Origin of the sequence: Mycobacterium cookii (assembly GCF_010727945.1) — a bacterium.
Lineage (GTDB): Bacteria > Actinomycetota > Actinomycetes > Mycobacteriales > Mycobacteriaceae > Mycobacterium > Mycobacterium cookii.
The window spans coordinates 4,916,244-4,928,953 of record NZ_AP022569.1; the positions used below are offsets into that span (position 1 = coordinate 4,916,244).

The 12,710-nt window shown below is 67.8% G+C and carries 14 protein-coding genes and 1 pseudogene; 10 read left to right on the forward strand and 5 right to left on the reverse strand.

The window, feature by feature from the left end; translation table 11 throughout:
- Positions 1–7: 7 nt before the first annotated feature.
- Entirely contained in the window at positions 8–994 is a 987-nt protein-coding gene (locus tag G6N27_RS23125; RefSeq protein WP_163780489.1) for a TIGR03617 family F420-dependent LLM class oxidoreductase, read from the forward strand.
- On the opposite strand, the gene G6N27_RS23130 is transcribed toward G6N27_RS23125, so the two are convergent.
- Positions 991–2,115 (reverse strand): hypothetical protein, encoded by a 1,125-nt coding sequence (locus G6N27_RS23130; protein ID WP_163780491.1) that lies wholly within the window; start codon positions 2,113–2,115, stop codon positions 991–993. The genes G6N27_RS23125 and G6N27_RS23130 overlap by 4 nt on opposite strands.
- On the reverse strand, positions 2,115–3,251 hold the full coding sequence (locus G6N27_RS23135) for a phosphotransferase family protein (RefSeq protein WP_163780493.1): 1,137 nt from the start codon (positions 3,249–3,251) through the stop codon (positions 2,115–2,117). Before G6N27_RS23135 ends, G6N27_RS23130 begins: the two co-directional genes overlap by 1 nt.
- A 50-nt stretch (positions 3,252–3,301) precedes the next feature.
- Here G6N27_RS23135 and G6N27_RS23140 point away from each other — a divergent pair, with 50 nt between their 5' ends.
- Both G6N27_RS23140 and G6N27_RS23145 read left to right on the forward strand, forming a co-directional pair.
- Positions 3,302–3,922, forward strand: a complete 621-nt coding sequence (locus G6N27_RS23140; protein WP_163780495.1) for a TetR/AcrR family transcriptional regulator — start codon at positions 3,302–3,304, stop codon at positions 3,920–3,922.
- Positions 3,919–4,788, forward strand: coding sequence for an SDR family NAD(P)-dependent oxidoreductase (locus tag G6N27_RS23145; RefSeq protein ID WP_163780497.1), 870 nt, complete (start codon positions 3,919–3,921; stop codon positions 4,786–4,788). The genes G6N27_RS23140 and G6N27_RS23145 overlap by 4 nt, the downstream gene beginning before the upstream one ends.
- Here the strand turns inward: G6N27_RS23145 and G6N27_RS23150 are convergent.
- The 3 genes and pseudogenes from G6N27_RS23150 to G6N27_RS23160 all read right to left on the reverse strand — a co-directional run.
- Positions 4,785–5,153, reverse strand: a pseudogene (locus G6N27_RS23150) (HNH nuclease); the annotation flags it as partial. The gene G6N27_RS23145 and the pseudogene G6N27_RS23150 overlap by 4 nt on opposite strands.
- Before the next feature lie 259 nt (positions 5,154–5,412).
- Complete coding sequence (locus G6N27_RS23155; RefSeq protein WP_163780499.1) at positions 5,413–5,904, reverse strand: polyketide cyclase; 492 nt, start codon at positions 5,902–5,904, stop codon at positions 5,413–5,415.
- Positions 5,901–7,208, reverse strand: coding sequence for an aminotransferase class I/II-fold pyridoxal phosphate-dependent enzyme (locus tag G6N27_RS23160; protein WP_163780501.1), 1,308 nt, complete (start codon positions 7,206–7,208; stop codon positions 5,901–5,903). The genes G6N27_RS23155 and G6N27_RS23160 overlap by 4 nt, the downstream gene beginning before the upstream one ends.
- 38 nt (positions 7,209–7,246) lie before the next feature.
- Between G6N27_RS23160 and G6N27_RS23165 the strand changes: the two genes are divergently transcribed.
- Genes G6N27_RS23165 through G6N27_RS23195 form a run of 7 tightly spaced genes read left to right on the forward strand, consistent with a single transcriptional unit; the run spans position 7,247 to position 12,570 of the window.
- A complete protein-coding gene (locus G6N27_RS23165; RefSeq protein ID WP_163780502.1) occupies positions 7,247–7,909 on the forward strand; it encodes a pyridoxamine 5'-phosphate oxidase family protein in 663 nt (220 codons plus the stop codon).
- The gene (locus G6N27_RS23170; protein ID WP_163780504.1) at positions 7,909–8,364 is read left to right on the forward strand and encodes an SRPBCC family protein; all 456 of its coding nucleotides are present in this window, start codon (positions 7,909–7,911) and stop codon (positions 8,362–8,364) included. Before G6N27_RS23165 ends, G6N27_RS23170 begins: the two co-directional genes overlap by 1 nt.
- Positions 8,365–8,414: 50 nt before the next feature.
- Positions 8,415–9,371 (forward strand): DUF4129 domain-containing protein, encoded by a 957-nt coding sequence (locus tag G6N27_RS23175; RefSeq protein WP_232064763.1) that lies wholly within the window; start codon positions 8,415–8,417, stop codon positions 9,369–9,371.
- Entirely contained in the window at positions 9,368–9,850 is a 483-nt protein-coding gene (locus tag G6N27_RS23180) for a hypothetical protein (RefSeq protein WP_163780506.1), read from the forward strand. The genes G6N27_RS23175 and G6N27_RS23180 overlap by 4 nt, the downstream gene beginning before the upstream one ends.
- Before the next feature lie 37 nt (positions 9,851–9,887).
- Positions 9,888–10,856, forward strand: coding sequence for an AAA family ATPase (locus G6N27_RS23185; RefSeq protein ID WP_163780508.1), 969 nt, complete (start codon positions 9,888–9,890; stop codon positions 10,854–10,856).
- Positions 10,857–10,861: 5 nt separating this feature from the next.
- Positions 10,862–12,118, forward strand: coding sequence for a DUF58 domain-containing protein (locus G6N27_RS23190; protein ID WP_163780510.1), 1,257 nt, complete (start codon positions 10,862–10,864; stop codon positions 12,116–12,118).
- Positions 12,115–12,570 carry a hypothetical protein gene (locus G6N27_RS23195; RefSeq protein ID WP_163780512.1) on the forward strand — a complete coding sequence of 152 codons (456 nt, stop codon included), beginning with the start codon at positions 12,115–12,117 and terminating at the stop codon, positions 12,568–12,570. The genes G6N27_RS23190 and G6N27_RS23195 overlap by 4 nt, the downstream gene beginning before the upstream one ends.
- The last annotated feature ends 140 nt before the right edge of the window (positions 12,571–12,710 follow it).

Here is a 12,710-nt window from a genome sequence, read left to right on the forward strand (position 1 = left end):
TTCACCGGTGAAAGTCTTCACTGCTCTCTACGGGCTGAACGACGCAGCCGAGCGTGCCCGGGAATTGCGCGACGCCGGCGCCAGCGGCGTCGCCACCTTCGAGGGCCCGCACGACGTGTTCGCGCCGCTGACGTTGGCGGCCACCGTCCCAGACCTGAATCTGATGACGAACGTCGCAATCGCGTTTCCGCGCAACCCGATTCATCTGGCGCACCAGGCCAATGACCATCAGCTGCTGAGTTCGGGCCGATTCATCCTCGGCCTCGGAACCCAGATCCGCACCCAGATCGAAAAGCGGTTCGGCGCGCAGTTCGACAAGCCGGTGGCCCGGATGACCGAACTGATCGCGGCGCTTCGGGCGATCTTCGCGGCGTGGAACACCGGTGACCGGCTGGATTTTCGCGGCGACTACTACCGGCACACCCTGATGACGCCGACGTTCAACCCCGGCCCCAATCCGTATGGGCCGCCGCCGATCTACGTCGGCGCGCTGGGACCGCGGCTGACCCGGGCCGTCGCCGAGCACGCCGACGGTTTGCTGGTGATGCCGTTCGGCAGCAAGCGATTTCTGCACGAGCACACCATGCCAATGGTGCGGCTCGGCGCCGCGGGCCGCGACGGCTTCACGGTGCTGCCCGAGATCATCGTGTCGGCGGGTGAAACCGACGCCGAACGCGAGCAGGCCGACGCGCGGACGCGTGCGCTGCTGGCGTTCTACGGATCGACGCCTGCCTACCGGCCGGTGCTGGCCGCGCACGGCTGGCAGGATCTGCAGCCGGAACTGAACGCGCTGTCCAAGCAGGGCCGCTGGGACGACATGGGCGGGCTCATCACCGACGAGATCCTGCACACCATCGCCGCGTGCGGCACCCCGGCCGACGTCGCACGGCACATCCGCGACCGTGTAGACGGCATCGCCGACACCGTGTGTCTGTACCAGGCGGCGCCGCTCAGCCTGGAGACGCTGGCTGCGATCGTCGACGAATTACGTTAAGGCGCAACGGTTAGCCAATCTGTGAAGCCTGACGGGTCGTGCCGGCCCAGCGCACCGTGCTCGTAGAGACCCCAGCCCTCGACCGGGGCGCCGTCGCCGTCGCGGCACACCGCCCGTCCGACGTGGTCGATGACCCCGAAACCGGAGCGCCCGATGATCGCCGGATCGGTCATGTCGTAGGTCAACCGCTCTACGAACTTCTCGCCCTTCCACATGCCGTGCAGCCAGTCCGAGTCGCCGCCGTAGCCGCCACCGACGTGGATGGGCACCGGCAGCTTGGATTCGACGTGGAAATGGACGGGCGTGCCGTCGGGAGCGGCGGCGTCGATCGTCGCGCCGGTCGGGATGCGGGTGCCGGAGCGGTAGTGAATCTTCACCCGCGGCCAGCCCAGCTGTTCGACGCGGCCGTCGCGCCAAATCCGGGTGCAGTCGTTCAGCGAGCGGAAGCCGTTGGGCTCTTCCTGGATGATCAGCACGACCGCGAAGTCGTCGAACGCGATCGGCACATACAGCCACCACATGCCCTCGAACGGCGGGTCTGCGGGCCGGCCCGCCGGCTCGGGCTCACCGATCGGCCGGATGCCCCAGGACCGATCGCGGCTGCCGATCCAGGTTGCGGGGTCGACGGCAATTTCCTTGCCGTCCACGATGATCCGGCCACTCCAGCTACCGAGCTGCGCGAAACGCTGCGCGTCGAGAGTCACCCGGTTGCCGGAGCGCATCAGGTGCGGCTGTTCCTGGACGACGTCGAACAGGCCTTGCCAGGTGAGATCGGCTGAGATGCCTTCGGTTTCGTCAAGCGTGATGCGCAGCTTGTGCAGCGGGTCGATCACCTCGACGCGATAGCCGTTGACGTTCTGGTTGAGCCGATCCTGGTCGATGGCATCCGAGAGGTGCACCGCGGTCTGGGTGTCGCCACGCCTGATGAGCAGGAACGCGTCTTTCACCCCGAGGTTGGGGTAGTAGCCGATGCCGCTGATGACGAAGATGTCACCGGTGCGGTCGTGGGCGTTGAAGTAGGACCGATCGTAGAAGTTGCGGTCGGAGGAGCCCGGCCATGCGATCGGTTGGGGGACTTGATGTACCGGGAATTCGTCGAGCGGTCCAAGTGATCGGGGCATTAGCGGTCCTCTCCGATAAGACGTCTCATCAGTCCAGAGTGGTAGAACAGCGATTCGACGTCGTCGGGCTTCTCGGTCTCGCCGAAGTGCACGCGTCGCGCGCCGGTGCGCATGAACACACAGGCCCACATCACGCCGGAGTAGACGTAGAACCAATGCAGGTCGCCGATGTCGACGCCGGTGAGCCGCTTGTAAGTGGCGCGGACGTCGTCTTCGCGCATCACATCGGGCAGGCCGGGCAGTGTCGCCAGGCCGGCCAGCTCCTGAAAGACCATGTGCGCAAAGATCATCCATGCGACGTCCAGCTCGCGCGGACCCAGCGTCACCATCTCCCAGTCCAGTACGGCCACCGGGCGGAAGTCGCGGTACAACACGTTGCCCACCCGGGCGTCGCCCCAGAGCAGTACCGGTGCGGCGGCGGCGGCTTCCTTCGGCCAGTGGTCTTCCAGCCAGTCGAAGGTGCGCTCCAGCAACGGCGACCGGCCGATGTCGGGCACCGCGAAGTCGTACCAGGACTTCACCCAGTTGACATGCCTGCGCAGAGCCGAGTCGTCCGATTGGCCGTCGGCGAGAAATCCAAACGTCTTCTCGGCGTTCGGGATTGAGTGCAGCGATGCCAACACCGATACCGTGGCGTCCTGCAGTTCACGCTGGCGTTCGGCGGGCGCGTCGGCGAACCAGTTGCCGCCGAAGGTGTAGGGCATGACGTCGGGCGGCACTTCGCCGTCGACGTAGTCCATCAAGAAGAACGGTGTGCCCAGCACCTCGCCGGTGTTCTCCAGCCAGCGCACCCGGGGGACCGGGACGTCGGTCAGTTCGCCGACCTTGCGGATCACGTCGAATTGGTGGTCGAGCCGATACGTCGGGAACACCTGCACGTCCTCAGCAGTCGGCGCCACCCGGGCGACCAGCTTCTGCGTGACAGGCTTGCCGTCCTGCTCCCAGCGGGCGGTCAAGATGATGGTCTCCGACGACATGCCGGTGGAGTCGATCCCGCTCTCCACGGTGATGTCCGGTGTGGCGCCGCCGGGCAGCACCGTCGACATCCATCGCGACATCACCGCCGGTAATGTCGACTTGTCGCGGCTGGAGCGCTGGAGTCGATCGACTTGATCGAGAACAGGTTCATTTGGCATGAGGTGCCCTCTTCGTTGAGGCAGGCAATTACGATACGGTGGGTAGCGTTATGAAAGCAGACCCATCCGCGGTTGACAAGGTCTCGGGCGCCGGACGGCCCCGGGATCCGCGTATCGACGCTGCCATATTGGCGGCGACCGCGGATCTGCTTGTGCAAATTGGCTATTCGAATCTGACATTGGCGGCCGTAGCCGAGCGGGCCGGTACGACGAAAACAGCGCTGTATCGGCGATGGTCGAGCAAGGCGGAGTTGGTGCACGAGGCGGCGTTCCCGGTCGCCCCGACGGCGTTGGTCGGCCCGGCTCGCGGCATGGCCGCTGACCTGCGGGCGATGATCGCCGCGGCCCGTGATGTGTTTACCACCCCGGTGGTCCGCGCCGCGCTGCCCGGGTTGGTCGCCGACATGAGCGCCGACGCCGAGCTCAACACCCGGGTGATGTCCCGCTTCGCGGGGCTGTTCACGGCCGTGCAGGATCGGCTGACCGAAGCGGTGGATCGCGGTGAGGTCCACCCGGACGTCGACCCGACTCGGTTGATCGAGCTGATCGGCGGGGCGACGCTGCTGCGGCTGCTGTTGAGTCCAGACGAACCGCTCGACGACACCTGGGTGGATCAGGCCACGGCCATCCTCGTGCACGGTGTCACCCGAGATGTAGGGTCGGCCCGGTGACGGGACGACTGGACGGCCGCGCCGCGATCGTCACCGGCGCCAGCCGCGGATTGGGCCGGGCGATCGCACTGGCGCTGGCAGCAGAAGGCGCTTCCGTCGCGGTCGTCGGGCGAACCGAAAACGTTTGGGACGAAAGGCTTCCCGGTACCATCACCGAGACCGTCGCGGATATCGAAGCGGCGGGTGGACGCGCGGTGGCCATCAGGGCCGACCTGCTCGACCGGGACGACATTGCCCGGCTCGTCGACGAGGCGCGAGATGCGCTGGGCCCCATCACGATTCTGATCAACAACGCGGCCTTTACCGCGCCCGGTCGCCCACCGAAAGCCGGCGACTCAGCACGACCCAAGTCGGCGAAGGTTCAGCACGGTGGAATCAAGCCGGACTGGCCGCCGCTGCTGGGGACGCCGCTGAGCGCATATCGGCGGCATTTCGAGATCGCGGTGTTCGCCGTCTACGAGCTGATCCAGTTGGTCAGCCCGGACATGATCGCCGCCCACGGCGGTTCGATCATCAACATCAGCTCAGTCGCATCGCGGCTGCCCGGCGACGGCCCCTACCCCGACCGCGGTGCCGGCGTGTTGCCGGGCTATGGCGGGTCCAAGGCCGCGCTGGAACACCTGACCTGGTGCGCCGCCTACGATCTGACCAACCACAATGTCGCGGTCAACGCGCTGTCGCCGTCGAAAGCGATCATGACGCCTGGCCTTTCGTATTACGCCCGCGATTTCGCGGAAGTGTCGACCCCGGAGGAGTTCGCCGAGGCCGCCGTCGAGTTGGCGTTGGTGGATCCCACGGTGGTGACCGGGCGGACGATCGGGCACCGGCAGGTGCTAGACGGCAGCTTCCGCAGGTTCGAAGCCTAGGCCGCCACTTCCGGCGGGTCCGGGTCGCCGCGCAGCAGTTCGTCGGGATTGTGGGCATGGTTGATCTCTGGCGGGCCGGTGCCGTCGGTCCACCCCAGTCGGCCGTCGACTACCTCGGTGCGTAGTTCGCCGCGGCTTGCCATCCCGTGGTTGGGGCCGCAGGCGAGGAACAGCGAATCGGCGTCGGTCCGACCGCCGAGCCCCCAGTCCGGCGAATGGTGCACCTCGCAGCGGTAGCCGGATACCAGGCAGTTCGGCCGCGTGCAGCCGCGGTCGCGGGCGTAGCAGATCAATCGTTGATCGGCGGTGGCCACGCGCTTCTGTCGGCCCAGGTAGAGCGGTCGCTCGGTGTGCTCGGCGAACACTCGATACATCAACCCGCGGTTGACGCGCTCCTGGGTTTCGAGCCGCTCGGCGATGTCGGCCCGAAACCTATTGCCCACCAGATCCGATGGTGTCGAACGCAGCACGTCGTGAGCAGCATCGATCGCGTCGAGAGCGGCGGTGATCCGCTCGCTGCAGACCGTTGGACTCATATCTCGAGGTTATGAATCAACCCGACAATTCCACCGTGAGCGGATCACACCGACCGCAGCCTGTGGATCAACTGCCAACTGTGGATAACTATCGGCGTTCCGCGAGAGCTTTCAGGTTGAGCAGTTGCCGGCGCGCCATGACGAGGTCCCCGACCGAAAGCCAGGGCGCCGCCCAGCGGCTCGTGCCGCTGACGAGCTTCATCAGCAGCCGAGTCGACTGCCCCTGCGGCTCAAGGACATACGAGATGTATGCGCCCATGATCTCGCCAGTGAGATGGTTAGGCCGCTCGACGGCGTGAATCCGCCCGAAGGGCCGGGTTGCGGCGGTAGAGAAATGCTCGCCGACGACCGGCTCGGGCAGACCCATCAGTCGCCGCGGCGACCGGCGGCCGAGGTTGTCGATCCAGTCGTAGGAATACGGGGCCAGCCTGATCTGACTTACCCACGGCCACAGCGTCTCTGGCGTAGCGAACACCGTGACCCCGCGCCACGCCTGCAGAGTCGGTGCGGTGACGAAGTCGTCGCACGGGTAGTGGCGGGCGACCTCGTCGTCCGATACATTCCACCGATCGCCGATCACACGCTTGCCCGTCCAACGGCTTGCACGGCGTCCGCCACCGCATCGGCGAGCGAGTCGACCTCGTCGGCAGCTAGTCCCGATACAGTGACCCGGATTCCCGGCGGTGACCCGACCCTGAATCGCGTGCCCGGCGCCGCGGCCCAACCCGCGCTGAGCAACCGGGTGATCGCCACGGTCTCGTCCGGCACCGGAATCCAGACGTTGAGACCCGATCGGCCGCTCGACGCCACACCGCGGTCGGCCAACGCCGTCTGCAACGCCGAACGGTTTCGGGCGTAGACGGTTTCGGCCTTCTGCACCAACCGGGTGGCGGCCTCGTCGCGCCACAGACCGACGGCGAGGTCCTGCAGCAGATGACTGATCCAGCCCGGTCCCAACCGCAACCGTCCCTGCACCCGCTCGACCGTGCGCCGGTCGCCGGCAAGCAGTGCCAGCCTCAGGTCGGGCCCGTAGGCCTTGGCCGCCGACCGGACGAACGCCCAGTGTCGGGTCGCCCCGGCCAGCGGGTGCAGCGGCGCGCCGGCGATTCCCGCGCAATGGTCGTCCTCGATGAGCAGCACGTCGTCATGCTCAACAAGCAACGCGCGCAACTCTTTTGCCCGTACAGCCGATACCGCCGCACCGGTCGGATTCTGGGCGCGACTGGTCACCACCACCGCGCGCACACCGCGACGCAGCGCACGAGCGACGTCGGCGACCAATGGACCGTCGTCGTCGACGCCGATCGGCTCGGCCGAAAATCCCAGCGCAGCAAGCAGATCGAGAAGATTGGCCCACCCCGGATCTTCGACCGCCACGCGGTCCCCGGGGCGCAGATGGGCGGCGAGCACCCGCTCGATGCCGTCGAGCGCTCCGGCGGTCACCGCGATGTGGTCGCCCGGTACGCCATCGCCGGTCAGCGTCGACTGGGCGTAGTGCGCCAATTCCGGCGAGACCGCCGGTTCGCCGTACAGGACTGGCCGCAAACTGACGTGCGCGATCGGCAGCAGGCCGGGATCCGGGTTGCCGGTGGACAGGTCGCGCACGCCCGGCGGGACGGCGACGCCGCGCAGTGAACGCGGCGTGGTCGCCGGCCGGTCGCGCACCCGGGTGCCACGCCGTCCGGCGGTCTCGACGGCGCCGCGTTCGCGCAGCAGGCGATAGGCGGCGGCCACCGTGTTGGCGTTGACGCCGAGCCGGCCGGCCAGCTCGCGGATCGGCGGCAGCTCGGCACCGGGTGTCAGGGCGCCGGTGGAGACCGCGTGTTCGACGTCGGACGCGATCGCCCCCGCGCCCGTACCGCGAATCGTGTATTGTTCTGGCACAGAACATATTATGTACTAGAACAAAATGGGAGGCAACGGTGGAGTCATATACGCGCACAGCGCGGACAACACCGACCAGGTATCGCGAACGTGCCCGCTACGACCGCGAGACGGTGCACGGCATTCTCGACGAGGCGCTGACCTGCCACGTCGGCTACGTCAACGGTGGCCGGCAGGTGGTGTTGCCCACCCTGCACGCGCGCCTCGGCGAGATTCTCTACCTGCACGGATCCACCGGCAGCGGACCGATGCTGACCGTTGCGGGATCGCCCGACGGCCTGCCCGTCTGCGTCACCGTCACGCTGGTCGACGGCGTGGTGCTGGCACGGTCGGCGATGCACCACTCGCTGGAGTACCGGTCGGTCGTCGCCATGGGCAACGCACGTCTGGTGACCGACCCCGACGAGAAACTGCGCGCGTTGGCCGCCGTGGTCGATCACGTCGCGCCGGGCCGGTCCGCCGACAGCCGGCCACCCAACGCCCGCGAACTCGCGGCGACCGCTGTGCTCGCACTCGACCTCGTCGAGGTGTCGGCGAAGGTGCGCACCGGTGGCCCGGTCGACGACGCCGATGACCTCGCGCTGCCGTACTGGGCCGGGGTCATACCGCTCACGGTCCACGCCGGCACCCCGGTCCCCGCCGACGATCTGGACCCGTCCGTGCCGCTACCGTCCTACGTGTCGGACTATCGTCGGGCTTGATGTCTGACACTGAAGTCCCGCGGGTGGTGAGTGCGAGTCGCGATATCGCCGCCGGCGCAGCCGAGATCTTCGAGTTGATCGCCGACCCCGCACACCAGCCGCGTTGGGATGGTAACGACAATCTCGCGAACGCCGAAGCCGGGCAACGGGTTCGCCGCCTCGGCGACATCTTCACGACGACCTTGACCAACGGCGGCGTCCGGGCTAATTACGTCGTCGAGTTCACCGAAGCCCGTCGCATCGCGTGGACGCCGTCGATCGCAGGCGAACGGCCGTTCGGCCAGCTGTGGCGATGGGAGCTCGAGCCGCTGGACGACACCCGCACGCGGGTGACCCACACCTACGACTGGTCGCGGTTGACCGATCCGCACCGACTCGAGCGTGCCCGTGCCACGACGCCCGAAAAGCTGCAGGCATCGCTGGATCGGCTGGCCGAGCTCGCCGAGCGCCGCTGAACTGCGCCGATCGCTGGCCGTCCGCGTCGACTCCGTGCCACGATGAGTACTTGACGAGTGGTGTGCCGAGGTTTGACAGGGCGACCGGCCGCGTGGTCGCCGTGATCGTGCTGCTGATCGCCATCGCCGCCGCGTTGCGCGGGTACCTTCCCGGCGCCGACCGCGGCGACCAGCGTCCACCGGACAGCGGCGCGTCGCTGGTCTACGTCGTGGCTCTGCTCGCCGTGTCAATGGGGATCGTGGCGGTCGCGCTCATCGCCCGCCTGCGCGACCCGCGCCGATTGCCGAGCACCGCCAGTGCTCTGTCGGAGAGGTTTTCCGACGGGCGCGGCCGGCCGCGGTGGCGGGTGCTGTTGATCGGTGCGGCGGTGCTGGTGACTTGGCTGGTGCTGGTGTGGCTGCTGTCGCGATTCTTCGTGCCGCACGGGGCCGGTCAGCCGCAGTCCGCGCCGCAGTCGGCCGCACCCAGTGCTGCTGCCAACGCGCCACGACGACCCGAAGCGCCAGACGCGGGCCCAGATCGGAACGTGCTGCACTTGCTGATCGTCAGCACCGCGGTGATGTTCGCGATGATCATCGTGGGCGCGATCGCCAATGTTCGTCGGCGTCGGCGTCGGCGCGGCCGGCCGGCCGTCGACTCGACTGAAACACCGGGCCTGCCAGAGCCCGCGGTTGCGGCCCCGGCTCTGGTGCGGGCGGCCGAGAGCGGGCTGGCCGAAATCGAAGACACCGATCACGAACCGCGAGAGGCCATCATCGCGTGCTACGCGGCGATGGAACGCCAGTTATCGTATTTCCCCGGCGCCGTTCCGCAGGACTTCGATACTCCGACAGAGGTTTTGGCCCGCGCCGTCGAACACCGTGCGTTGCACATCGACACCGCCGTCGAGCTGGTGAACTTGTTCGAAGAGGCCAGGTTCAGTCCGCACGTGATGGACGAGTCGCATCGGACGAGTGCGCTGCGGGTGTTACGGCTGGTTCTGGCCGAGCTGCGGAGTTCGGTATGAAAAAGATTGTCGCACTGGGCGTCTCGATTGTCTTGAGCGCGGAGCTGGCCGCGTTGTCGTTGCACGATCGCCGGTTCGTGCTGTGGGCGGCCGGCGCCGCGGCCCTGTTCGCCTTGGTCAACGTCCGTCAGGTGCTCGGCGCCGACGACGACCCTCCGCCGCCCCCGTCGGAGAATGCGCTGGAGGAATCGCTGCGGGGCTGGCTGTCTCGCACGCAGACGCTGATCCACCGGTCCGAATCCACCCGGGCGGACTGGGACCGGCACCTGCGCCCGATGCTGGCGCGACGGTTCGCGATCGCGACCGGACAGAAGCAGACCAAAGACCCGACGGCCTTCGATGCAACCGGCCGAACGCTTTTCGGCGCGGAACTGTGGGCGTGGGTGAACCCGAACAACGTCGCGCAGACCGGTGCGCGCGAACCCGGACCGGGCCGGGCGACTCTGCAGGAAATTCTCGAGCGGTTGGAGCAGGTATGACGGGGGGGGCGGGTATGAACGCGGATATGGGTCGAGGATGACAGAGACGGCGGCGACGACGACGGCTCGCGCGATGGCGGTGCTCGACGAGATCGAGCACGCCGTGGTGGGTAAGCGGTCCGCACTCACGCTGATCTTGACCACGGTGCTCGCGCGCGGGCATGTCCTGATCGAAGATCTGCCCGGCCTCGGTAAGACGCTGATCGCACGATCCTTCGCCGCGGCGCTCGGACTGGGCTTCACCCGGGTGCAGTTCACGCCCGATTTGCTGCCGGCCGATCTGCTCGGGTCGACGATCTACGACATGCAGTCGGGTCGCTTCGACTTCCGCCCCGGCCCGATCTTCACCAACCTGCTGATGGCCGACGAAATCAACCGCACGCCGCCCAAAACCCAAGCGGCACTGCTGGAGGCGATGGCCGAGGGGCAGGTCAGCATCGACGGCGCGACGCACCGGCTGCCGCAGCCGTTCATCGTGTTGGCCACCGACAACCCGATCGAGTACGAAGGCACCTATCCGCTGCCGGAGGCTCAGCTGGATCGGTTCGCGGTGCGCCTCGAATTGCGTTATCTGTCGGAGGCCGACGAGGCATCGATGCTGCGCCGCCGGCTCGATCGCGGATCGGCTGAGCCGACGGTCAATCAGGTCGTCGACGCCCACGATCTGCTGGCCATGCGCGAGGCCGTCGAGCAGGTCAGCGTGCACGAGGACGTCTTGCACTACGTGGTGTCGCTGGCCGCCGCGACCCGACACCATCCGCAGGTGGCGGTCGGCGCGAGCCCGCGGGCGGAACTCGACCTGGTTCAGCTCGCGCGTGCGCACGCCCTGTTGCTCGGCCGCGACTACGTGATACCCGAAGACATCAAGGCGCTGGCCACGCCCGCCGTCGCGCATCGGATCACGCTGCGGCCGGAGATGTGGGTCCGCAAGATCCAGGGCTCGGACATCGTCGAGGACTTGCTGCGCCGGCTGCCGGTGCCCCGAGCGCGCGGTGGCCCGCAGTAGGTCCCGTGATCGAAACCCGGGATGTTCAACTGCATTGGCGCGCATCGAGTTTGACGCGGGCGATCGCGACCTGCGCGGCACTCGCGCTGGCCGCAGCGTTGATCGGTTCGCGTTGGCAGCTGATCGCGTTCGCCGCGCCGCTGCTCGGCGTGCTGTGTTCGGTGAGCTGGCAGCGGCCGCTGCCCACGGTCACGGCGCATGCCGAACCCGGTTCGCAGCGTTGCTTCGAATCCGAACAGATCCGGCTGATCGTGTGGGCTGACACCGAAACATTCGGCGTCGCAGTAAAACTGACGGCCTCGGCCCCTGACGGGATGACTCTTGAGGTCGTGGAACGCACGTCGCGGGGACGGCAGACCGTCGTGACCAGCGCCGAACGCTGGGGCCGCTATCCGCTTCGGGCCACGGTCGAGGCCGTCGCGTATGGCGGGTTGCTGGTCGGGAAGGGCGCCGTCGATGTGACCGATGTGACAGTCTTCCCGCTGACGCCGCCGCAGGCGACGATGCTGCCGCCGACGGAACTGCTCGACCGGCTGGGCACCCACTTGACCCGGCACATCGGCAGCGGCGTCGAATACGCCGACATCCGTGCTTACGTCCCCGGCGATCAGTTACGCGCCGTCAACTGGCCGGTGAGCGCCCGCCGCGGCCGCCTGCATGTGACTCAGCGGCTGACCGACCGGTCCGCCGACGTCGTCGTGCTGATCGACGGCTATCCGCAGCCGGCCGGTCCGGCGACCGATGCGACCGAGCGGATTGTCCGGGGTGCTGCGCAAGTCGTGCAGACCGCGCTGCGCAACGGTGACCGGGCCGGCATCGTCGCGCTCGGTGGCCGAAGGCCGCGCTGGCTGGGCCCCGACATCGGCCAGCGCCAGTTCTACCGGGTGCTCGATGCGGTTCTCGGTGCCGGCGATGAATTCGAAAGCACCACTGGGACATTGGCGCCGCGCGCGGCAATGCCACCAGGCGCGATCGTGGTGGGATTCTCCACGCTGCTCGATACCGAGTTCGCACTGGCGCTCATCGAGTTGCGCAGACGGGGCCACGTCGTGGTGGCCGTCGACGTGCTGCAGGGATCGCCTTTCCGGGCCGCTCAGGATCCGCTGGTGGACCGGATGTGGACGTTGCAGCGCTCGGCGATGTACCGGGACATGGGCACCGTCGGCGTCGACGTGGTGGCGTGGCAGGCCGACCGCACGCTGGACCAGTCGATGCGGGCGGTGCCCGATCACCGGCGACTGCCGGCAGGACGGCGGTCATGAATCGGGCGATGACGGCGCACCTGCTGGCAGTGGCATCGGGTCTGGCGATGGTCGCCGTCGTGGGAACCGGAACCCACGGACCGCCCGGCGTCGCGGCGGTCTCGGCCGGGGCCGCTGTCGTGGTCGCCGTCGTACTTCGCCCGGTCGCCACGCTGGCGGTGCTGCTCACCGTCGCGGTGATCGCGCTGTCGAGCCCGGACGCCGCCCTGGTCGGGATGTCCGGGTTGTTCGCGGCCGTGTACCTGGTGCTGCGGCACGCGGCCGCCGGCTCTGTCGGCCTGAATTCCGTCAGCGGAGCAACCATGGTGTCGGCCGTCGGCTTCACGCTTGTCGGCGTGGTCGCGACGGCGTTCCCGCTGCAGCTGCCGTGGTTGCCACTGCTGGCGCCGTTGGCTGTGTTTGCTATTTACCTGCTGGCCACCCGCCCGTTCCTGCGGGACGAAGACGGTTAGCAGTTTGCTGGCGAACGTTATCGGGCCGGACTGTACCTCGGGCGCGGCGAGTTGAAAAGAATTCTCATCGTGGCGAATGCCTCGGTAATCGGGTGACCAAAGCGCCTTGACCAGCATCGGGCTGGCGGCCACAATATCGG

Excerpts from the sequence above, each read along its gene's own strand:
- G6N27_RS23130 (WP_163780491.1), bottom strand. The coding sequence starts at position 2,115 with ATGCCCCGATCACTTGGACCGCTCGACGAATTCCCGGTACATCAAGTC.
- G6N27_RS23135 (WP_163780493.1), bottom strand. The coding sequence starts at position 3,251 with ATGCCAAATGAACCTGTTCTCGATCAAGTCGATCGACTCCAGCGCTCC.
- G6N27_RS23140 (WP_163780495.1), top strand. The coding sequence starts at position 3,302 with ATGAAAGCAGACCCATCCGCGGTTGACAAGGTCTCGGGCGCCGGACGG.
- G6N27_RS23170 (WP_163780504.1), top strand. The coding sequence starts at position 7,909 with ATGTCTGACACTGAAGTCCCGCGGGTGGTGAGTGCGAGTCGCGATATC.
- G6N27_RS23180 (WP_163780506.1), top strand. The coding sequence starts at position 9,368 with ATGAAAAAGATTGTCGCACTGGGCGTCTCGATTGTCTTGAGCGCGGAG.
- G6N27_RS23185 (WP_163780508.1), top strand. The coding sequence starts at position 9,888 with ATGACAGAGACGGCGGCGACGACGACGGCTCGCGCGATGGCGGTGCTC.
- G6N27_RS23195 (WP_163780512.1), top strand. The coding sequence starts at position 12,115 with ATGAATCGGGCGATGACGGCGCACCTGCTGGCAGTGGCATCGGGTCTG.